The 20,686-nt window shown below is 38.6% G+C and carries 21 protein-coding genes and 1 pseudogene; 7 read left to right on the forward strand and 15 right to left on the reverse strand.

All coding sequences use genetic code 11. From position 1 onward, the window contains the following. Positions 1-224 precede the first annotated feature (224 nt). Positions 225-929, reverse strand: a complete 705-nt coding sequence (locus B9T28_RS11940; protein WP_086204216.1) for a M23 family metallopeptidase — start codon at positions 927-929, stop codon at positions 225-227. A gap of 105 nt (positions 930-1,034) precedes the next feature. On the opposite strand from B9T28_RS11940, the gene B9T28_RS11945 reads away from it, so the two are divergent. Continuing rightward, a complete protein-coding gene (locus tag B9T28_RS11945) occupies positions 1,035-1,475 on the forward strand; it encodes a DciA family protein (protein ID WP_086204217.1) in 441 nt (146 codons plus the stop codon). Between the two features lie 98 nt (positions 1,476-1,573). Here B9T28_RS11945 and lpxC read toward each other — a convergent pair whose 3' ends face one another. The 7 genes from lpxC to murG form a co-directional block, all read right to left on the reverse strand. Further along, positions 1,574-2,476: a UDP-3-O-acyl-N-acetylglucosamine deacetylase gene (gene lpxC, locus B9T28_RS11950; protein ID WP_086204218.1), complete on the reverse strand. Its 903-nt coding sequence runs from the start codon at positions 2,474-2,476 to the stop codon at positions 1,574-1,576. Positions 2,477-2,600: 124 nt separating this feature from the next. After that, positions 2,601-3,785, reverse strand: coding sequence for a cell division protein FtsZ (gene ftsZ, locus B9T28_RS11955; protein WP_086204219.1), 1,185 nt, complete (start codon positions 3,783-3,785; stop codon positions 2,601-2,603). Between the two features lie 164 nt (positions 3,786-3,949). After that, positions 3,950-5,215 carry a cell division protein FtsA gene (gene ftsA, locus B9T28_RS11960; protein WP_086204220.1) on the reverse strand — a complete coding sequence of 422 codons (1,266 nt, stop codon included), beginning with the start codon at positions 5,213-5,215 and terminating at the stop codon, positions 3,950-3,952. A 61-nt stretch (positions 5,216-5,276) separates the two neighbouring features. Further along, positions 5,277-6,131, reverse strand: coding sequence for a cell division protein FtsQ/DivIB (locus tag B9T28_RS11965; RefSeq protein ID WP_086204221.1), 855 nt, complete (start codon positions 6,129-6,131; stop codon positions 5,277-5,279). A gap of 3 nt (positions 6,132-6,134) precedes the next feature. Further along, positions 6,135-7,064, reverse strand: a complete 930-nt coding sequence (locus tag B9T28_RS11970) for a D-alanine--D-alanine ligase (protein ID WP_086204222.1) — start codon at positions 7,062-7,064, stop codon at positions 6,135-6,137. Between the two features lie 100 nt (positions 7,065-7,164). Then, the gene (gene murC, locus B9T28_RS11975; RefSeq protein ID WP_086204223.1) at positions 7,165-8,613 is read right to left on the reverse strand and encodes a UDP-N-acetylmuramate--L-alanine ligase; all 1,449 of its coding nucleotides are present in this window, start codon (positions 8,611-8,613) and stop codon (positions 7,165-7,167) included. A 15-nt stretch (positions 8,614-8,628) separates the two neighbouring features. Continuing rightward, positions 8,629-9,726 carry an undecaprenyldiphospho-muramoylpentapeptide beta-N-acetylglucosaminyltransferase gene (gene murG, locus B9T28_RS11980; RefSeq protein ID WP_086204224.1) on the reverse strand — a complete coding sequence of 366 codons (1,098 nt, stop codon included), beginning with the start codon at positions 9,724-9,726 and terminating at the stop codon, positions 8,629-8,631. A gap of 429 nt (positions 9,727-10,155) precedes the next feature. On the opposite strand from murG, the pseudogene B9T28_RS11985 reads away from it, so the two are divergent. After that, a pseudogene (locus B9T28_RS11985) lies at positions 10,156-10,973 on the forward strand (MFS transporter). 41 nt (positions 10,974-11,014) lie between these two features. Here B9T28_RS11985 and gshB read toward each other — a convergent pair. Next, positions 11,015-11,962: a glutathione synthase gene (gene gshB / locus B9T28_RS11990; protein ID WP_086204225.1), complete on the reverse strand. Its 948-nt coding sequence runs from the start codon at positions 11,960-11,962 to the stop codon at positions 11,015-11,017. Positions 11,963-12,078: 116 nt separating this feature from the next. Here gshB and B9T28_RS11995 point away from each other — a divergent pair, with 116 nt between their 5' ends. After that, on the forward strand, positions 12,079-12,285 hold the full coding sequence (locus tag B9T28_RS11995) for a DUF3565 domain-containing protein (RefSeq protein ID WP_086204226.1): 207 nt from the start codon (positions 12,079-12,081) through the stop codon (positions 12,283-12,285). A gap of 240 nt (positions 12,286-12,525) precedes the next feature. On the opposite strand, the gene pyrE is transcribed toward B9T28_RS11995, so the two are convergent. Further along, a complete protein-coding gene (gene pyrE / locus B9T28_RS12000; RefSeq protein WP_086204227.1) occupies positions 12,526-13,176 on the reverse strand; it encodes an orotate phosphoribosyltransferase in 651 nt (216 codons plus the stop codon). A gap of 41 nt (positions 13,177-13,217) precedes the next feature. Here pyrE and B9T28_RS12005 point away from each other — a divergent pair, with 41 nt between their 5' ends. Then, the gene (locus tag B9T28_RS12005; protein WP_086204228.1) at positions 13,218-14,036 is read left to right on the forward strand and encodes an exodeoxyribonuclease III; all 819 of its coding nucleotides are present in this window, start codon (positions 13,218-13,220) and stop codon (positions 14,034-14,036) included. Between the two features lie 512 nt (positions 14,037-14,548). Next, on the forward strand, positions 14,549-14,896 hold the full coding sequence (locus B9T28_RS12010) for a Spx/MgsR family RNA polymerase-binding regulatory protein (RefSeq protein WP_086204304.1): 348 nt from the start codon (positions 14,549-14,551) through the stop codon (positions 14,894-14,896). A gap of 86 nt (positions 14,897-14,982) precedes the next feature. Here B9T28_RS12010 and B9T28_RS12015 read toward each other — a convergent pair whose 3' ends face one another. Continuing rightward, a complete protein-coding gene (locus tag B9T28_RS12015) occupies positions 14,983-15,414 on the reverse strand; it encodes a DUF2147 domain-containing protein (protein WP_086204305.1) in 432 nt (143 codons plus the stop codon). Between the two features lie 153 nt (positions 15,415-15,567). Here B9T28_RS12015 and B9T28_RS12020 point away from each other — a divergent pair, with 153 nt between their 5' ends. Both B9T28_RS12020 and B9T28_RS12025 read left to right on the forward strand, forming a co-directional pair. Further along, positions 15,568-16,482 (forward strand): alpha/beta hydrolase, encoded by a 915-nt coding sequence (locus B9T28_RS12020; protein ID WP_086204229.1) that lies wholly within the window; start codon positions 15,568-15,570, stop codon positions 16,480-16,482. A 257-nt stretch (positions 16,483-16,739) separates the two neighbouring features. Beyond that, positions 16,740-17,342: a GGDEF domain-containing protein gene (locus B9T28_RS12025; protein ID WP_086204230.1), complete on the forward strand. Its 603-nt coding sequence runs from the start codon at positions 16,740-16,742 to the stop codon at positions 17,340-17,342. A 272-nt stretch (positions 17,343-17,614) separates the two neighbouring features. Here the strand turns inward: B9T28_RS12025 and B9T28_RS12030 are convergent, their stop codons facing one another. The 4 genes from B9T28_RS12030 to B9T28_RS12045 form a co-directional block, all read right to left on the reverse strand. After that, positions 17,615-18,292 (reverse strand): glutathione S-transferase family protein, encoded by a 678-nt coding sequence (locus tag B9T28_RS12030; protein ID WP_086204231.1) that lies wholly within the window; start codon positions 18,290-18,292, stop codon positions 17,615-17,617. A gap of 122 nt (positions 18,293-18,414) precedes the next feature. Beyond that, positions 18,415-19,182, reverse strand: coding sequence for a transporter (locus B9T28_RS12035; protein WP_086204232.1), 768 nt, complete (start codon positions 19,180-19,182; stop codon positions 18,415-18,417). A 14-nt stretch (positions 19,183-19,196) separates the two neighbouring features. Then, on the reverse strand, positions 19,197-19,739 hold the full coding sequence (locus B9T28_RS12040; protein ID WP_086204233.1) for an ankyrin repeat domain-containing protein: 543 nt from the start codon (positions 19,737-19,739) through the stop codon (positions 19,197-19,199). A gap of 159 nt (positions 19,740-19,898) precedes the next feature. Beyond that, complete coding sequence (locus B9T28_RS12045; RefSeq protein ID WP_086204234.1) at positions 19,899-20,249, reverse strand: HPF/RaiA family ribosome-associated protein; 351 nt, start codon at positions 20,247-20,249, stop codon at positions 19,899-19,901. Positions 20,250-20,686: the final 437 nt, after the last annotated feature.

A 20,686-nucleotide genomic window follows, 5' to 3' on the forward strand; every position in this document is an offset into this window, starting at 1 on the left:
TTATATGTATCATGTTTTAGGGTTGTTAAGTTATCGTTACAGATGAATGTAAAAACGCACCATTATTTAATAACTAAATAGTCATACCGTATTGCTCATAAAAAAACAAAAAAACCGCCAAATTAGGCGGTCTTTTATACGATGACTATTCAATTCGATGATAGCGCTCAAATTATCGCTATACTTAAATAAATCAAATGGATGTCTAATCGTCACAATAAAACTTAAGGCAACATCGCTAAATAGCTAGATGGATTTTTACGTTGACCATCTTTAACCACTTCATAATGTAAATGTGGTCCAGTACAACGACCGGTACAACCCACATTCGCAATATGATCACCTGCATTCACACGATCACCAATACTGGCAATTAAACGTGAAGCATGTGCATAACGCGTGATATAGCCATTGCCATGGTTAATTTCAACATACTGGCCATAACCATTTCCCCAACCAGACTTGGTCACAATGCCTGGGCCAGTTGCATAAATCGGTGTACCACTTGGCGCAGAAAGGTCCAAACCTGAATGATGTTCAGCACGACCACCCATAGTCCGACCACCATAAGTTGAACTAACACGCTTCATATCTGGAAGCGGGTGGGTAACCAACCATGAAGAACCTGTATTTGCAGTGTAATTTTTCCCAGAATAGGAATTATTACCATATTTTTTAGCAATAGATTCGTTATTTAATTCAATCGGCTTGTCTTGCTGACGTAATTTAACATTGATTTGGGTACTTGCAGGCAGATCAATATCATCAGGATGCGTATACGCCCCTTGCGATAATGTTCTTGAAAGTTGCTCCAAACGATCTGGAGCTGAAGCACCTGTAGTTGCATCTAATTGAACTAAATCTGCGAAAGCAACTGAAGCAGCAGATGCTGCCAAAGAAAAAGCCAAAAGAATACGGCGCGAATGCATAAAAAACCTCTGGTAACTGTTCTTAAAAGTTCCTTGCGTGATCTCTTCCTTGATATTCACTGAAATGAACGCTTAAGATAAGACATAACTTTGTAGGAACAATGTATGTCTGAACCGAAAAACGTCTTCCAACAAACAAGACAACACATAAAAACAGGAAACTTATCGTTTCTCAAAAAGCAAGTTGCTGATTGGCAAAAACTTACTAAACTAATTCAACCACTTTTGCCGCAACCTGAGCAATGGCAAGTGGTCTGTTATCAATATGGTATTCTGACGATCACCGGTGAAAATCAAGCCATGATTAGTCAACTCGGTTACCTGCAAAAACAATATATTTCTCAATTATCACAAATACATGAACTGCAAGAGTTACAAAAGATTCACGTTCTCATCAGAGCAAAAACTCGTCCAGAAATAAAACCCATCAAAACTGCTAAACAAATTACACCAGCAGCACAGGAAATGTTACATAATGCCGCCGCTTTTGTGAGCGACCCCAAGCTTAGCCAAGCTATGCTACGTTTGGCAAGCAATAAAAAGTAACCGCACGCTATTTTTATAAGATCAAATACAGTTTGAAATGTGACAACAATCACACTAAAAATTGTAACAATATAACATTGCCACGCAAAGACAATGACTTATGTCACATTGACAAAATGAATTGGGCACAGCTTCTCGTCATCAAATGTTACAATTTCATAGCTACTCGGATCACTTTGAATATTCCGTAACAATTGATTATTCAATGCATGTCCAGACTTATAACCATCGAATTTGGCAATAATTTGATGCCCTAACAAATACAAATCACCAACAGCATCTAATATTTTATGCCGTACAAACTCATCCGCAAAACGCAAACCTTCTTCGTTGACTACACCAGTGTCATCTACACCAATGGCATTCTCTAAACTCGCACCCAAAGCTAAATTATTGGCTTTAAGATAATCCAAATCTTTCATAAAGCCGAAAGTTCGAGCCCCGCTGACTTCATACACGAAAGTTTCAGTCGAGAAATCAATAGTTGCAGACTGGTATTCTTTGGCAAAGGCAGGATGATCAAAATCAATGGTAAAATTAATTTGGAAACCATGATGAGGAGAAAAGGCAGCTCGCTTATCTTCAATTAATGCTTCTACTGGCTTGAGAATTCGTATAAATTTCTTAGCTGCATTTTGTTCAACCAATTCGCCTTGCATTAGTAAATAAATGAAGGGACCTGCACTGCCATCCATAATCGGCACTTCTGAAGCCGAAACTTCAATAATGAGATTATCTATTCCAAGCCCAGCAATCGCACTCATCACATGTTCAATGGTACCCACTTTGGCATTTTCTTGAACTAAATTTGAACACATAAAGGCTTCTTGAATCAGCATTGCATCTGCAGGAATCTCTACCGCTGGATTTAAATCGATACGACGAAAAACAATTCCCCCATCAACCACATGTGGTAAAAAGTTAATAAATACTTTTTGCCCGCTATGCAGTCCGATACCACTCGCTTTCACGACTCGCTTTAGGGTGCGTTGTTTCAACATGCTTACTCGATCTGCTTACTCAATCTGCTATACGTTAGCACATTTAGCCATTGATAAAAAACAAAAAAGGTAGTGAAAACCACTACCTTTTTTGTTCATCATAATTTTTAATAAAAATTATCAATTATTTACGCTGTTGATTTTTCAAATAATCTTGAATGCTCATTGGCGTAGAACGAGGTGATGCACTTGATGTCGTCACTGCCGCATCTGCATTTTGACGCTTACTAATTGCAGGCACATCATCTTCATCTACACTATTTTGTGCAGATTGCTGAATATTCGTTGCAATATTGACCTGAGCTTTACGTTTAATTTCTGTAGTGTCATTGGCATTACGCGTAAGACCAGTTGCAATCACCGTAACACGAATTTCATCACGTGCATCTGGATCAAACACTGTCCCAAAGAACACTTCACCTTCATCCAAATCGACAATTTGGTTGACCACATCAGTAATCACTTCTGTTTCGCGTAAAGTAACATCCGCACCACCGGTGATGTTAATTAACACACCTTTGGCATTCATGATATTCACGTTATCCAGTAAAGGACTACGAATCGCGAGACGAGCAGCTTCTTCAGCACGGTCAATACCACTACTCTTACCTTCGCCCATCATGGCATAACCACGGGTACTCATTGCCGTTTTTAAATCAGCAAAGTCAAGGTTAATATGACCTGGTCGTACCACTAAATCAAAGATACTACGCACTGCATTTAACAAGACATCATCTGCTTTACGATACGCATCTTGCATTGAAATATCACCATAAACGCTTAACAAACGTTGATTCGGGATAATAATCAATGAATCTACATGCACTTCTAAAGCATCAATGCCTTTTTCAGCAGAACGCTGGCGACGACGACCTTCAAAATTAAACGGCGTAGTGACAACACCTACCGTCAAAATACCCATTTCTTTGGCAATTTCTGCAACCACAGGGGCAGCACCAGTACCTGTTCCACCCCCCATACCGGCAGTCACAAATACCATATCTGCACCTTCTAGGTGTTGACGGATCTGTTCGCGACTCTCTTCAGCAGCAATTGAGCCGACATCAGGATTTGCTCCAGCACCCAAACCACGGGTACTTTGCTCACCCAATTGGATTTTAAATGGTGCATTCATCCGATCTAACGCTTGTTTATCTGTATTTGCACAAACAAACTTCACACCTTTAATGTCAGATTGCACCATGTGTTGTACAGCATTACCACCACCACCACCAACACCAAACACAGTAAAACGGGCTTGACCGTTACTATCGGTTTGTTCGTCTTCTAAAAATTCAAATGAGGCCATGACCTTTAGAGTTCCTAATTAATTATGGCAGCCACTTTAAGCCCGTATACTGCCTTGATCTTCAATAATAAAAATTGTTTTTTAGAATGCTGTGCATTACAAAGCTTGTCAAGTATCGGACAGCATGCTTACAACTTCCTAACAATATTCCCAAAAAAATAAACCTAAAAAATACCTTTTAATTTATTATTCAGTTCATTCCAACCATTCACAATACGTTCGAAAATCGGACGTTTACCATCATTTACTTCAGGCTCTTCAATAGAAGATTGCATGTCACTTTGGCTAAACATTAATAACCCAGCCGCTGTTGCATACATCGAACGACGCAAAGCCGATAAATATTGATCATCGGCATAAACTTGTATAGGTGGATTACCTAAATGAGCTGAGACCCCAAGCAAACGTCGTGTGAGTGTTACCATCCCTTCAATTTGGCAAACATCACCAGTTAACACTACACCATGATACAAACTTTGTAATGCGCCACGTTTTTGTAATTCTTCACGTACCAAACCTAATATTTCTTCGTAACGCGCAATAATAATTTCTGATAATTCTATACGACTAATGGATTGCGGACCATCAATTGCTTCAAACTGAATCATATGTTCAGGTTTAACTTGATGTAAATCTACACAACCATAAAGTAACTTAACACGTTCCGCTTCTTCTGTTGTGGTTTGTAATACAGCAGCAATATCACGGGTTACATTTTCACCACCACGCTGAATAGTATGCGCTAAAGCCAAATGCCCTTCAATATATACAGCAATATTAGTGGTGCCTGCACCAATATCTAATAAACACACACCATATTCTTTTTCATCTTTTAACAAACTACCTTCGGCCGTTGCGAGGCTGGAAACCACCATTTTTTCAACGGAAATATTGGCACCTTTCATCGCACGGTCAAGATTTTGCATAATATTAATCGGTAGCATCATCAATTGATAATGTGCAGTCATACTATGCGCAGAAAGATTAATTGGATTTTGTACCCATTCTGGAGAGTCATCCAACTCAAAGCCCAACGGTACCGCACTCGCCAAATAATGATCTGGTGTCATATGACTGGCTTTAGCTAAATCTAAAGCTCGTACCACTTCAGTCGTGGTAATACTATGTTCAGGATTCGTAATTGGTATACGACCTGAAGCATAAAAACTTTGTAATTCTGTACTGGGAATCGAGACCCAAGCTGAATGTACACGGCACTCCGCCATGTCTTCTGCTTCTTGAACGGCATGTTTAATGGCATTGGTCACTTTTTCAAGGCTGACAATTTTGCCTTTATTCATACCTTTATTCTGTGCGCTGGCCATACCAATAACCTGAATTTTATCAGGGGCATGCACTTTACCAATTAGAACTGAAACTTTATGTGTCCCAATGTCTATCGCAACAACTGAGGGAACAGCTTCGCTCATCACTTATACCATCTTCTGCATTGTTTATATTTGGCTTAATGCCTCTCTATCCAGCCACGTATTATGGCTTTGCAACTCTTCTATCTGCAACGCTTATGTCATCATTGGTTACAACAAACTGACCATTCACAATCTTCGGTGCAATCGAGTTTTTCCACTGAATTGAAATACCATTCCGATAACGTAAATCGATAGCAGAAATTTGTGACCAGACGGGTTTTAAATCAGTTTGTGCCAAATGACTTAAACGTTGCAACTTACTCATGGTTTGATCTTGATCCACAATTACACGTAAACCCGAATCAAACTGCATAAACCAAGTCATACGCTCAGTTAAATACAAATCTTTTAAACGTAGACCAAGAGGATGAAATAACTGATTAATTTCATTATAACGACGCATCATCATTTTGGATTGGCTGAGTGGCCCATGTAACATGGGTAATTTTGTATAATCTTTAATCACCACTTCAGTATAAACATCCCCACCATCACTCAGTAGACGTCCTGTTCCCCAACGCGCAATGGCATGCCGTGGCATAACACGCACCCGAATTGCATTTGGCCATGCGCGAGAAACCACCACTCGGTCTACCCATGATACTTGCAAGGCTTGATCACGAATTTTTTCTAAATCAGAGGTAAAGTAATTATCTGTCACTACTGGCTTTAAATGCTGCATCAGTTGTTGTGTGGCGATTTCAGAATCTGTGCCAACCACTTGTAAATTTGCAACGCGTGCATCAGTGATGACTTTATAGAATCCAAAAAAACCAAGCAACAGCACTAGACACGCAACAATTAACAATACCCATCCACCCGCATTGGTTAATTTTTCCTTACGGGTCGGTGCTTTTTCATGTATTGAAGTAATCGCTGCGCGTTTACGTCGCATAGAAACAGGAAGTTGAGCCATAAATTACTGTGTATCGCCTGCCAATGTTTGTTCTAAAATAGCTACGCACAGTTCATCAAAGCTATAACCCACTGCATTTGCTGCTTTAGGAACTAAAGAGTGACTGGTCATGCCCGGCACTGTATTAACTTCAAGTAGCCAGAAGTTACCTTGCTCATCTTGCATTGCATCAATACGCCCCCAACCACTGGCACCTACAGCTTGGAATGCACGTAAACAAAGTGCTTGTAATTTTTGCTCTTCAGCTTCAGTCAAACCGCAAGGAATACCATATTCCACATCATTACGATTATATTTTGCTTCATAATCATAAAAAGCAACATCTGCTGGGGGCTGCAAACGAATGACAGGTAATGGTTGGCCATTTAAAAATGAAATGGTAAATTCACGACCAGTAATCCATTGTTCAGCCATCACTACAGCATCATGCTGCACGGCTTTGGCAATCGCACCTGCAAGATCTTCTGCTCTTTCCACCTTACTCATTCCAACGCTTGAGCCTTCATGCACTGGTTTAATAATCAAAGGCAGGCCCAAAGCAGCAATAACCTCATTCAAGTCAGTCTCTTGGCTTACAATACGATAAGGTGCTGTTGGAAGTTCTGAACCTTGCCAAATTTGTTTGGTTTTGACTTTATCCATGCCAATCGCAGAACCCTGCACACCCGTACCAGTATAAGGTACGTTCAGCCACTCCAGCACTCCCTGGATTTGACCATCCTCACCACCACGACCATGCAAAACAATAAATGCACGATCATAATTAACCAACTCAGTGACGCTACGCTCTTGCGGGTCAAAAGCTTCGGCATTTACCCCTGAACGCAATAATGCTTCTAATACTGCTTTACCACTGTCTAATGACACCTCACGCTCAGCAGATTTACCACCAAGCAATACCGCTACTTTGCCGAATTTAGAAGCATTTGACACTTTTATATCCTTAAACTTATAAAGTTAGTCAATTTAAGTTAAACCACTTAAGCTCTTACCAACCTCCTAAGAGGTTTCTGCAAGCAGCCAATCTATGCGCTTATTTTAAATATAATTGATTTTGAGCTAATTCTAACGAAATCGCTCCCACGTTACCCGCACCTTGGGTCAATAACAAGTCATTCGCTTGTAACACTTTTTGCATGATGTTTTCGATATTCCCTTCTACAGGATCAAGCAAAATTGGCTCAACCTCACCGCGTAAACGAATACTCCGCGCTAAAGCACGACTGTCCGCACCCACAATCGGTTTTTCTCCTGCAGCATACACTTCCAGTAATAATAACTGGTCAACTTGTGACAACACGTCAACAAAATCGTCAAAACAATCACGAGTACGCGAGAAACGATGCGGTTGGAACATCATGACTAAACGACGATCTGGATGGCTCGCACGTGCAGCCTTAATGGTTGCTTCGACTTCTTTAGGATGATGCCCATAGTCATCCACCAATTTCACATCACCATCACCCAAGGCAAACTGACCTTGGACTTGGAAACGTCGACCTACGCCACTAAAACCTTCTAAGGCACAAGCAATCGCGGCATCTGAAACGCCTTCATCTGTTGCAATACCAATTGCGGCCAGTGCATTTAAGATATTATGTAAACCGGGCAAATTAATGGTTAATTTGAGCGGATCACGTCCTTTACGCAATACCGTAAAATGCGATTGCATGCCAATTTGTTCAACATCAATGGCGCGAATATCGTTGTCTTCATTAAAACCATAGGTTAGAACTGGACGGCCAATACGTGGCATAATTTCACGGATATTAGCATCATCACCACAGACTACCGCCAAACCATAAAAAGGCATTTTTTGTAAAAACTTAATAAAGGTATCTTTTAGTACATCAAAGCTACCGCCATACGTATCCATATGATCCGCATCAATATTGGTCACAATGGCGGCCATCGGTTCTAAATGTAAAAATGACGCATCAGACTCATCCGCTTCAGCGACAATATAACGACTCGCACCTAATGCGGCATTCACGCCAGTTCGATTCAACAACCCACCAATCACATACGTTGGATCCATGTTTTCTTCGGCCAACATACACGTCACTAAACTCGTAGTGGTGGTTTTACCATGTGTTCCTGCCACGGCAATACCATGACGATAACGCATTAACTCACCCAACATTTCAGCACGACGCACCACTGGAATTCGAGTTTCGATCGCGGCTTTAATTTCTAAATTTTCTGTATCAATTGCGGTGGAAACCACCAAGACATTGGCACCTTTAATATTTTCCGTAGCATGTCCAATATAAACTTTGATGCCATTTTCTTCGAGTTGTGCTGTCGTTTTTGATGCTTTAATGTCTGAGCCAGAGACCTTATAGCCTTGGTTTTTTAAAACTTCTGCGATACCGCACATCCCTGCACCACCAATACCCACAAAATGGATATGTTTGATACGGCGCATTTCTGGGATTTTAATCAGGCTTTTTGCTTTATCAGCAGGGCTTGTTGGAGACATAATCTACTCTAAAACTTACAAATCTTGAATTAAACCAACCACGCGTTGTGTCGCATCGGGTTGAGCTTGTTGACGAGCTTTTACAGCCATTTCCATCAGTAATTGGCGGTTCATCAATGGCGTTAATAAATCCTTCAACGAATCTGGTGTCATTGTGGTTTGCGAACAAATTTTCGCAGCACCAATATTTTCTAAAAATTTTGCATTGGCTGTTTGATGGTCGTCTACTGCACTAGGTAGTGGCACAAAGACTGCTGCTACGCCGGCAGTTGCCACCTCTGTCACAGTCAAAGCACCTGCACGACAAATAATTAAGTCGGCATCGGCATAAGCTTGCGCCATATCCTCAATAAAAGGTTGTACAACAACCTCTAAATTTTCAGGAGCATTGGCATATAACGCCTGAGTAGATTCTTGTTTATTTTGACCACATTGATGAAATACTTTCAATGGCAAAGCAAATTGTTTTAATGCTTGTGGGACACACTCATTTAAAGCTTGCGCACCCAAAGAACCACCCACAATCAAGATATGAATCGGTTCATGACTATTCTTACGCTCTTGGTAACGCCAAGATGGATTATAAATTGCGGTGATTTCAGCACGTACAGGATTGCCTGTGGTAACAATTTTATCACTTGCAGGGAAAGTATTTGGAAACGCCTGACAAACTGTTTTGGCGATACGAGATAATTGTGTATTGGTGAAGCCTGCAACTGCATTTTGCTCATGAATCAATACTGGAACACCCAATAGACGTGCTGCTAAACCACCAGGACCCGCGACATATCCTCCAAAACCCGCGACAGCATCTATATTTAGCTGTTTCATATAGCGCATTGCGCTCAAAGTTGCTTTTAATATTTTAAAAGGTGCAGCCAATTTCCGTAGCACACCATTACCACGCACACCTTGAATATCAATTTGATAAATTGGAATATCATGTTGTTTTAATAATCTGTTTTCCATACCCGTAGGCGTCGCCAACCAAGATACTTGACAACCCTGCTGTTGCAATTTTTGAGCGACAGCAAGTGCAGGAAATACATGTCCACCTGTACCAGCTGCCATCATCATAACGTTTTTGGTTGTGCTTTGTTGCGGTTTAGTCACGGTCTAATTCTTCAATTCAAAAATAAGATGAGAAAAGTAAATTTTCAAAAACCAATTGTAATCACAAACGCCTATAGGGAAAAGTTTATTTACTTTTTTTCACCTAGCATTTCATTGTTTTTTTCTACTGAAATGAAAGTTTAAACTAGTTTTATTATTAATCCATGAAAAAAGAAGAAAATTAATACAATTCTCTCAATCTTCCATCCATTATTACTCATTCAAAGGTATAGCTGAAGATACCTACAACAAAAAAGTGAATTTTAAAATTCAGCTGGAATTTCACCAAAAATTAGGCCTAAATTTATCTTATCATGCAAAAAATATATAATATTATGTATTTAATTCACTATAAAGTTATAAATATTCTCCCTACATTCAAAACCACCAATTTGTTTTCATGGATGAAACCATATTGTGACACCACAGATGAAACGACATGATGTTTGGATTATTTTAGCGGGTTACTTAGCCGCGATGCATGTTGGGAAACTTGCCACAATTATTCCAATTTTACAAAAATAACTAGATATTTCTCTAACACAAGCCGGCTTGGCCTTATCACTGGTTCAAGCCGCAGGAATGTTCTTTGCATTGAGTTTTGGGGTCTTATCAGAAAAAATCGGCTTAAAAAAATGCTTCCTTTCCGGCCTGATCATTTTAGGTTGTGCCAGCATCGGTGGGCTGCTCACTGACAACATTTATAGTCTATTTTTATTGCGCTTTTTTGAAGGGATTGGTTTTTTACCCAGTATTTATCTGAATCATCAAATTCAACTTAAAAGTGCAGGCGCACTGACTGCATTCGTCTCTATTGCCAATATCCTTGGGACACTGGCTGCTGGCCTACTTTTACATCGTGGATTACAGCCCAAAACCTTGATGCGATACGGTTTTGGCACCATGTTGCTGATGAGTTGGATTACGTTCTATTTATCAAGTTATTTAGCCTTCGGTTGGCAATATTTAAGTGTGATTTTATTTTCTACGATCGGCGGATTTATTCCCGCGACAGTATTTTCCACTAGTTTGTATATGCACCACAACATAATGCGATTGCTGCAAATGTCGGACTTATTTTACAACTTTCCACATTGGCGCAATTTTTACTGCCACCGTTGAGTGCTTTATTGGTTTCATATACACACAATTGGAGCAATATCGTCTGGATTACCACGGTGCTGTCCAGTTTAGGATTAGCCATAGTTTGGCAACTTTTTAAAACACATCCTTATTCAAGGATATAAAAAAGAGCCGCATTCGGCTCTTTTTTATAAATCATTTAAACCTATGCCGATGGACGACCTTGCTCGAGTACATCAAATAAATCATCTGCAATTGAAGTACCAAATGTTGCATCAATTTCACGAATACAAGTTGGGCTGGTCACATTAATTTCAGTGACATAATTTCCAATCACATCCACCCCCACAAAAACCAAACCTTTTGCTCTTAAAACAGGGCCAATTTTTGCCGCAATGGCTTTATCATTTTCCGTTAAAGGACGTGCTTCACCTAGCCCACCTGCCGCAAGATTGCCACGAACTTCACCATTTTGTGGAATACGCGCTAAGCAATAAGGTACTGGCTCACCATTAATCATCAAAATGCGTTTGTCGCCCTCAACAATTTCAGGAATATAACGCTGTGCCATAATTGGTTGAGTGCCATTATTGGTCAGCATTTCAATCGTCGAGCCAATATTGATGCCATCTTGATATAGGCGAAAAATACCTGTACCGCCCATGCCATCAAGTGGTTTTACAATCACATCCACCTGTTCTTTCAGAAACTCACGAATCAAACTGTCCTGTGAAGTAACTAAAGTAGGTACTTGTAGCTCTGGAAACTGTGTCGCAAAAAGTTTTTCGTTGCAGTCACGTAGGCTTTGTGGCTTGTTAATAATCCACGCCCCTTCTCGTTCCGCTTGTTCTAAAATATAGGTAGCATAAACAAAGTTCATATCGAAAGGTGGATCCTTACGCATCAACACCACATCATAATCTGCAATCGATTCTTTTTTTGGCTCGCCCAATTCATAGTAATGATTGTAGTCTTCGAACACTTTTAAAGGTGAAATCAAACCAAAAGCTTTACCTTGATCGATATATAAATCTTGCTGTAATGTATAACCTAGTTCATGTCCACGACGAGAAGCCGCCCATAGCATAGCCATCGTCGAATCTTTTTTAAGGTTTACATTTTCGATGGGATCCATCACAACAAGTACGCGCATATCTTTTACTCTGATATTTTTAAATTGGGAAAAGTATAGCGGAGATTACTGAAATGTGTTTTCACATTCTCACTAAAGCTTTATCTATAATTGTGAAGATCAATCAGGAGCAACATATGCAGCAAGCGATTATTGGCTTTCATTTAGATGATGAACAGCATTGGGTTGCTGACTTAGCTTGCAGTCACGCACAACATGTTCGACACAATCCACCGTGGCAAAACCGCCCATGGGTAACGACTGAAGCAGGACGTAAAGAGAAATTAGGGATGATGTTGGAATGTAAGCAATGTGACAAAAATTTCCCCATTTACTCAGATTAAGGTGATTGTGCTTTTCACATTTAAATAAAGAGTTTTCGCACAAGTTCATTCTACTTTTAATTTGAATCACTTGATCCATTGCAAAATAGAGAAAATTTATGGCAGGGATATAAAATTACACGGATTTTTTATCGAGATTGAAATCTAAAATTTTTTGCCTAAACCAAATATATTTTTTATTCTAAAACTTAGGACGTTATTTACGTCCTAAGCTAATATTCTTGTTTTTAATCTAACAGCTTAAATTCCATATTTCACACGGTAATCTTCCATTTTCGCTAAAGCGTCTTTTTCACCTTTCGCAGCCAAAAAGTCCATTAAATCTTTCATGGTAATTAACGCATGCACTGGAATTTCAAGCTCTTGCTGAACTTCTTGAATTGCAGATAAAGTCCCTTGACCTTTTTCTTCACGGTCTAAAGCAACCAATACGCCTGCAATTGTTGCACCAGCATTTTTAAGAATGGTGACCACTTCACGAATCGCAGTCCCTGCCGTGATGACATCATCAATGATCCAAACTTTTTTACCTTCAACAGAAGCACCAACCAATACACCACCTTCACCATGGTCTTTAGCTTCTTTACGGTTAAAACCCCAAGGTACACTTACGCCATGCACTTGTGACAAAGCCACAGCCGTTGCGGCTACAAATGGAATACCTTTATACGCAGGGCCAAAAATCACTTCCACGTTGTTACATTGTGTTAATTTATCTGCATAACCTTGAGCTAAAAGCGATAATGCTTCACCATCGTTGAGTAAACCCGCATTAAAAAAATAAGGGCTCACACGACCTGATTTTAAAGTAAACTCACCAAATTTAAGCACACCACGTGATAATGCGAGTTCGATAAAAGCTTGTGGGTCAAATTGAGCTGGCGTTGACATGAGGTGCTCCAAAAATTCATACATTGAGGTTATGACTGCGCATGATACCAAAGAGTAGCTATCCAAGTGATCAAAAAATTTTAAGAGTCGTTTCAATTAACGTCAATGGACTACGTTCTTCTGTCACCAAAGGCTTACTGGAGTGGTTAGAAAAGTCTGAGGCAGATGTGGTATGCATGCAAGAAAGTCGTATTACTCATGTTCAATGGACTGATAAATTCAAACCTGAAGGCTGGCATACCCATCTTTTCCCAGCTGAAAAACCGGGCTATGCGGGTACTGCAATCTATAGCCGCCTCCCCTTTATTTCAGTTAAAAATGGACTCGGCTTTGAACTTGCTGACAGTCAAGGTCGTTTTATTGCAGCTGAATTTGATCTAGGTTTAGAGCAAACTGTTCATATTTGCTCCCTCTATTTGCCTTCAGGCTCTTCAGGCGATGAAGCCCAAGCACGCAAAGATCATTTTTTAGAACAATACCAACAAATTTTAAAACAATGGCGCGATGAAAATAAATCAGTCATCGTCTGTGGTGATTACAATATCGTGCATAAGCGGATTGATATTAAAAACTGGTCAGGCAATCAAAAATCATCGGGTTGTTTACCCCATGAACGTGCATGGCTCGATCATATTTATGATGATCTCGGCTATGTGGATACTTTCCGTGAAGTGCGTAAAGAAGCGGAACTTTACTCTTGGTGGTCCAACCGAGGCCAAGCACGCGCTAAAAATGTGGGTTGGCGCATTGATTACCATGCTTGCTCACCGGACTGGAAAGACCGCACGGTCAATGCTTGGGTCTATAAAGAGGAATGGTTTAGTGATCATGCCCCAGTGATTATTGATTATCAAATTTAGTTCGCTGCTTCACATTAAGTGAACGAGTGTTTACTCAATATAGGTAAATTTCGTACAATATTTGTCGTGTTAGCGCATTTTTATTCAAGATCAATAAGTGCATTATTGCTGCACGGCACAGGGACATGGTCAGGATGACCACAAAGGGATAGGACGCCGTAGGATGGATAGAAAACAATTACGTTAAGTAGTTGTTTTCCAAGGATGAGACAATGGACGTTATATTGAGACCCGCATGATCAGGATGATTAAATGCGGGTTTTCTCTTTTTATAATCTTTAACCCTACCATCTATTTTATTTATTCAATTTAAAAATAATTTTTTACTTTATCAGTTTCACTACTTTAGTTTCGACTCTACTGATACCTCTCATTATCCTGAACTTTGTTTGCATTTTAATGACATTTAGTACGACTTAAATGCTTGATTATTTATTACTAACAATTGCACTTTATCAATTCGTTTTGCTACTCTGCTCAATCTGCATAAACAAAGTGATTGAGGCTAAATGATGTTAAAAATTTATGGTATTAAGAATTGTAATTCTATGAAAAAAGCATTTGATTTACTCAATGAACTAGGCTTGTCATATGAGTTTCATGATTATAAAAAACAAGGTGTTGATACACTTACTGTAAAAAATTGGCTTGATCAAGTGGGTGCGGAACTTATTCTAAATAAAAAAGGCACCACTTGGAAAAAATTAACTGAACAAGAGCAACAGCAGGCATTATCCAGTGAAGAAGCACTCATTCTCGCACTAACGACGCATACCAGTTTAATCAAACGTCCTGTGATTGATTTTGGACAGGGCTTTGTAGTTGGATTTAATGAAGATCACATCCGTACTCTAAAATAAATACTCAAATTAAATTCAAAATATTTTTGAGTTTTTCATAAAAAAGCCTGAATAAATTCAGGCTTTTATTTATTTTTTAAACCAATTTAATTGGCACGAATCCAAGTTTGGTTACGACCTAAAACTGAAACCCCAATATAACCGCGTAGTGTTAGTTTATTACCGGCTAACTCGCCTTTCAATTTATAAGTTTTACCATTTTTTGGATCTAAGATTGTACCGCCATCATAACTTTTCCCCCCAGTATTTTTTAAACCGTGCACAATTGTCACACCTTTTAAAGGTTTGTTGTGATATGGCCCCTCACACTTCTCACAAGATGTTTCTTCACCTGGGGTTAAAATACTTTGAATTGTAGCGGACAAAGTCCCATTCTTTTGTTCTGTAAATTTAACCAGTGCTTTAGGTTGGTTGGTTTGGTCATCAATGGTTTTCCAAACAGTGCCATTCAACGGATCAGCAGCATTTGCAAATACAGTCGTTGCAAGTAATCCTAATGCAAGTACAATTTTTTTCATTTTTTTCATTTTCCTAGTCAAATTTGACTTCTACAGTATTCAAAAATCACAACAAATTTGCAATTTTTGAATGTGACTATTTAGTGTACCCTTGTAACAAATGTTGGTGAACTCATCAAAAACAAGACTAAATCCAGACCATACGGAAAATGCATGAAAATTAATCCTGCGCTGAAACAATATATAACAGAAACTGTGCTAAAAACGAGCTTTAAAATACCCAGTCGTTTTAATTTACCTCCAACCAGTTTACGTTTTGCTTTAGAACAACTCACTAAAGTTTTTCCACAACGCAAAGATGTTCAGATTCGATCATTAAGAATTGTAGGCATTCATGCTGAGGAAATTAAGCCTCAAGTTAAAACCACGCAAATGATTTTGCATATTCATGGTGGTGCATTTTTTGTTGGTTCTTTAAATACCCATCGTGCCTTTCTATCTGAAATTGCAGCACGGACTCAAATGCAAGTTCTGCATATTGATTACCCCTTGGCGCCAGAACATCACTATCCAGAAGCCAGTGATGCCATATACGATATCTATCAACAACTTATTGATCAGGGTATTCAGCCCAAAGACATTATTGTGTCAGGCGATTCTTGTGGTGCAAACTTAGCACTCGCATTAGCACTACGTCTAAAAGAGGAAGATCCAGCTCAATTACCGAGTGCACTGATTCTAATGTCACCTTTTTTAGATTTGACCTTAACCAGTGAATCTCTACGCTATAATGCCAAACACGATGCGTTACTTTCAGTTGAAGCTCTTGAAACAGGAATCGAATTTTACGTCCCTAAAGGTATCGATAAATCACTGCCACAGTTGTCTCCAATCTATGGTGACTTAAAAGGATTGCCACCAACACTGGTACAAATTGGTTCAAAAGAAATACTTTTAGATGATGCCGCACGTTTCGAAGAATATGCTAAAGAAGCTGGCGTAGCTGTGACCTATAAAATCTATACAGGCATGTGGCATAATTTTCAAATGTTTAGCCCATGGTTTGAAGAAGCCAAACGATCATTAGCAGATCTTGCTGAATTCGCCCATAAAATCGATCAAGACTAAAGCAGCACTGGTCAACCACCGTGTTGACCAGTGCCTCGAATATAAAAATAATACAAGCACTTCAACTCAAATCTTCATTTAGACCCAAATTCAACAACTCAAACCAAGTGCAAAATAAATCACGTTTTTGTTGATAAAATGCTAATAATATCGTTTAATTAATAAACCAAAATTTGGTAAAGATTATAAAAATTGCTATGTTGAGATAAGCCTACAAAAAACTAAAAATATTTTAAAAATAAGGATGGTAAATTATAATGAACCATACAATCAATTCGGAACGACATCATCGTCTACATGTTTTTTTTAAAAATGTAATTAAAAATAAATTTATAAATCCTTGGATCAGTAAGTATCAAAATATAAATCCCGTTGCAATTGACCCACTCACAGGCATCTACAATCAGTTCGGTATTAATTCTTATCTCAAAGAATTACATCCACAAGTTGGGGTCGATTATGCAATTATTTTATTAAATGTCGATAATTTTAAACAAATTCAACAAGAGTTTGGCTTGAAATATGCTGATACGGCTTTACTCAGCATTGCAACTATTCTGTCTCAGCATTTACATGACACAGATCTTATTGGCCGTTATAGTGAACATGAATTCATCATGATCTTAAGCAACACCAATTTAGAACAAGCCAAACATGTGACCCAAAACTTAGCACGCCTGATTCAAACCAAAACCATTAAAGTACAAACGAAATCTATACTCTTACAAGCCAGCTGCGGGATCTCTATTTCAACGCCAGAAGCGTTGAGCAATCAAGTGCTACAACAAGCCGATCAAGCTTTATTCGTTGCAAAGTCTCATGGTTGTAACCAAATTCGAGATCAAAATACTGCACAATAAATAAAAATTAAATTTGGACTCACTTAGTTGACGTTCAAAAATGGATCTAGCCAATAATCTTGTGGAACAATGTAGGCAAGCCATCCAAAACCTTTATATTCCGCTCAATGAATAACCTGTGATTCATTTAACGGCAAGTTTTAGTATTGCTATGCATACCCACACGATTCAACTGAACAAATCATTTGCCATGCAGATCAAGCTGTATATCTGGCAAAAAACGCGATTGCAACCCAATTCAGGTTACAGCTTATGCTTAAATCAAATGAACATTAATATTTTGTACGGTATGGTTCTTCACATTCAACAAGGTGATGTTCTCTTTTTGCTTCTTGTATCCACTGTTGTGTTGCCGTATTGCTTAATATACTTTGCATATAGCGCTGACTTTCGTCGTTCAAAGGAATGCCATAACTGATAAAGCGCATCACAATAGGTGCGTAAAATGCATCAGCAATAGTGAAATCTTCACCACACAGAAACCCATCTATATTTGGACGAGCATTCCAAAGCGCTTCAATACGCTGTACATCATGTTGCAATTGCACACTTTCCTGCCAAAACTTTTTGCCGACCGTTGTCAATTCTGCTTCAATATTCATTGGACAAATACTACGTAATGCCATGAATCCACTATGCATTTCTGCAGTAATCGAACGTGCTCGCGCACGTGACTTGACCTGTTGTGGCCATAATTTTTTATCAGGATATAATTCTGCAAGGTACTCACAAATGGCTAATGAGTCCCAAACAATCAAATCATCATGCTTCAGTACTGGAACTTTTCCCGTTGGATTAATCGAAAGAATTTTTTGTTTAAATGCACCATCAATCTGAAAATCATCAAATGGAATTAAATACTCTTGAAAGGGTATGTCAAAGTTTTTCAAGACCAACCAAGCGCGCATTGACCAAGATGAATAGTTTTTATTGCCGATAAATAAATCCATAAGGATGTACTCTATGACTTAAAATGTGATCGAACATCTGACTCATCAGCATAAACTGATTCAATAAAAAAGAGCAACTCTCTGAGTTGCTCTTTCTGTTATAGATCTGAAGGATTATGCTTTTAGAATAAAAATGCGACCCCAAATCCTGCATGATAACTACGGTCATCACCATTCAAATCGACACCAATACTCGCGTCTAATTGAGCACGATCATTTAACGCATAGATTAAGCCAGAACCGAGACCATATTCATAATCTTGGCTTTCCGCTTTACGGTAAACAAATTCAGAGAATCCTGATAATTTACCTGCAATTTGATAGCCAAGCATTGGAATAGCCGTGACTGCCCAATGACCATCCTGCACCGCATAATTCATGGTAATCCCGGTATTCAGCAAATCACTGTATTGATACGCCAAGGATGAACCGATACTATAAATATCATCTTCTTCAGAAAAACCATCGTTACCTGTAGCAATTAAAGCACGCGCCAAAATCGCCATTGACAATTTATCATCATCTAAATCAATAGCCTGCTTCAGCCCAATGCTAACATCACCCAAACCAGAATCATGCGTTTTTTCGCCTTTGTACTTCGTTTGCGTCCAACCTGCACCTTCGAAACCCAACTGTAATTCCATACTTGAAGTTAATCCGGTACGAAATAACATATCAGTATTCAAAGTCACGGTTTTGGCTTGAGCACCATCAATTTTTGTTTCCGTATAGTTTGCACTTGGAAGACCTTGTTCCCATGCCAGATGCCCTACTGGCGTAATTCCGGTACCAAACCCTGTACCCGGACGATCAAATGAGAAATCGGCTGCCATACTGCTCATACTTATTGTTGAAGCCAGTACTAAAGTCATTTTATTTAAGATGGTCATATATTTGCTCTGAATTAGGCTAATTCTTTCGACATTTTTGCGCCACGACTACGCAATAACTCTAAAGTTTCTTTCTCTTCAGGTAAAGCCTGTGACCAATCAATTTGGTCAAAATCGCAATCAAAAAATAAATCACTGATTGAAGTCAGAATGGTTTTGCCTTCTTCATCTTTACTATTCGGTTCTACATTAATGTCCAATAAGCGCAATACTGCGGGTACACATGCTGCACTCGCAGAGTCCCATAAAGGCCCATAACATTCTTCAGCATCCCACAAATGAAAATTTGCTTTCGCTTGAATTAACGCATCTAAAATATCTAAATGAACTTGTAATGTTTGTTTTTTCTGCTCTGGACTTAATTTTTGCCCAGCTTCATAGGCTTCACAAATATTTTCCCACCATTTAAATAGACCATCCGACCAGACAGATACTGCAGGTCCTTTTTCTGAATCAATAAAATTTGGATCAAGACCATCAGCTAACAGGCGCTGAATTTGGCTCAAGTCTAAATCTTCTAAAGCCTGTAAAAATACTTGTTGTTGAGCATTTAACATGCCAATTTCTCACTTATATTAATCTGATTATTATGCCGAATATTTAGAAAAAAGTTTCGAAAAATTTTAATGGCTTAACATTTGATGTAAATCATGCCCATTTTTTGTTATTTTCTGACAAAAACATGACTAAAATAAAAAAGCCCCGAAGGGCTTTTTTTAAACTTCCTCATCCACGAGTTCAAGATGGCCACCTCGTGGGCTTTCTTTCTTCTCTAAGACGTGTTCCAAGCTGCGCTTCACTCGTTCAATTGCGCCATGTAATGCTAAATCAATATTCTTTGCTTTATGTGTCCCCACAACAGGTTTTATACCAGCAGCTTTTGCTTCAACCATACAGCGGATGTCATCATCTCCGCCTTTATCGCCATTTTCATCACTTATATGCACAGAAAATTGGGTAATACGTTCACTATGACGTTGAAATTCTTGATTCAGCTCTTCGCGTACATAGGTAATTAAGCGCTCGCTATTTTGAATGTTTTTATCAGTACGGATTTCAATGTTCATAAAATATCATCCTCTTTCTTTATTTGAACCTTTTACGCGAAATAAACTATTTTGCGCACGCCTTAAGCTTACTGTTTATCACAGTTTTTCATCTTCAATTAATTGGAATGACTGCCTCCACAATTGAACGGATGAACACTTTTTATCTGCAGATTCGTGTTCTTATATACTCAATATCAGGCCTTATTGAAAAATAAGCAAGTAGATTTTTAAAAAATTAATGAAAAGAATATGAAAATTGACAACTTCTTACAAAAAAATATAACACATTGTTTTATATGTATTTTTATTAGTTTTATTTCGCATAAAAAACAACCTTACTTTAGGATTTCTAATCTATTGGCTCAATAAACCTAAAATTATTGAATTCCAAGTTAAAATATTTCTAGCGATATATGCTCATCTTCACAAATTTTAAGAATTACATAATTTTTATC

This window comes from Acinetobacter silvestris (assembly GCF_002135235.1).
GTDB classification, from domain to species: Bacteria; Pseudomonadota; Gammaproteobacteria; order Pseudomonadales; family Moraxellaceae; genus Acinetobacter; species Acinetobacter silvestris.

What these genes read in the sequence shown, in the direction of transcription:
- B9T28_RS11940 (WP_086204216.1), bottom strand. Translation starts at nt 929, where the DNA reads ATGCATTCGCGCCGTATTCTTTTGGCTTTTTCTTTGGCAGCATCTGCT.
- B9T28_RS11945 (WP_086204217.1), top strand. Translation starts at nt 1,035, where the DNA reads ATGTCTGAACCGAAAAACGTCTTCCAACAAACAAGACAACACATAAAA.
- lpxC (WP_086204218.1), bottom strand. Translation starts at nt 2,476, where the DNA reads ATGTTGAAACAACGCACCCTAAAGCGAGTCGTGAAAGCGAGTGGTATC.
- ftsZ (WP_086204219.1), bottom strand. Translation starts at nt 3,785, where the DNA reads ATGGCCTCATTTGAATTTTTAGAAGACGAACAAACCGATAGTAACGGT.
- ftsA (WP_086204220.1), bottom strand. Translation starts at nt 5,215, where the DNA reads ATGAGCGAAGCTGTTCCCTCAGTTGTTGCGATAGACATTGGGACACAT.
- B9T28_RS11965 (WP_086204221.1), bottom strand. Translation starts at nt 6,131, where the DNA reads ATGGCTCAACTTCCTGTTTCTATGCGACGTAAACGCGCAGCGATTACT.
- murC (WP_086204223.1), bottom strand. Translation starts at nt 8,613, where the DNA reads ATGTCTCCAACAAGCCCTGCTGATAAAGCAAAAAGCCTGATTAAAATC.
- gshB (WP_086204225.1), bottom strand. Translation starts at nt 11,962, where the DNA reads ATGCGCGTACTTGTTGTGATGGATCCCATCGAAAATGTAAACCTTAAA.
- B9T28_RS11995 (WP_086204226.1), top strand. Translation starts at nt 12,079, where the DNA reads ATGCAGCAAGCGATTATTGGCTTTCATTTAGATGATGAACAGCATTGG.
- pyrE (WP_086204227.1), bottom strand. Translation starts at nt 13,176, where the DNA reads ATGTCAACGCCAGCTCAATTTGACCCACAAGCTTTTATCGAACTCGCA.
- B9T28_RS12005 (WP_086204228.1), top strand. Translation starts at nt 13,218, where the DNA reads ATGATACCAAAGAGTAGCTATCCAAGTGATCAAAAAATTTTAAGAGTC.
- B9T28_RS12010 (WP_086204304.1), top strand. Translation starts at nt 14,549, where the DNA reads ATGTTAAAAATTTATGGTATTAAGAATTGTAATTCTATGAAAAAAGCA.
- B9T28_RS12015 (WP_086204305.1), bottom strand. Translation starts at nt 15,414, where the DNA reads ATGAAAAAAATTGTACTTGCATTAGGATTACTTGCAACGACTGTATTT.
- B9T28_RS12020 (WP_086204229.1), top strand. Translation starts at nt 15,568, where the DNA reads ATGAAAATTAATCCTGCGCTGAAACAATATATAACAGAAACTGTGCTA.
- B9T28_RS12025 (WP_086204230.1), top strand. Translation starts at nt 16,740, where the DNA reads ATGAACCATACAATCAATTCGGAACGACATCATCGTCTACATGTTTTT.
- B9T28_RS12030 (WP_086204231.1), bottom strand. Translation starts at nt 18,292, where the DNA reads ATGGATTTATTTATCGGCAATAAAAACTATTCATCTTGGTCAATGCGC.
- B9T28_RS12035 (WP_086204232.1), bottom strand. Translation starts at nt 19,182, where the DNA reads ATGACCATCTTAAATAAAATGACTTTAGTACTGGCTTCAACAATAAGT.
- B9T28_RS12040 (WP_086204233.1), bottom strand. Translation starts at nt 19,739, where the DNA reads ATGTTAAATGCTCAACAACAAGTATTTTTACAGGCTTTAGAAGATTTA.
- B9T28_RS12045 (WP_086204234.1), bottom strand. Translation starts at nt 20,249, where the DNA reads ATGAACATTGAAATCCGTACTGATAAAAACATTCAAAATAGCGAGCGC.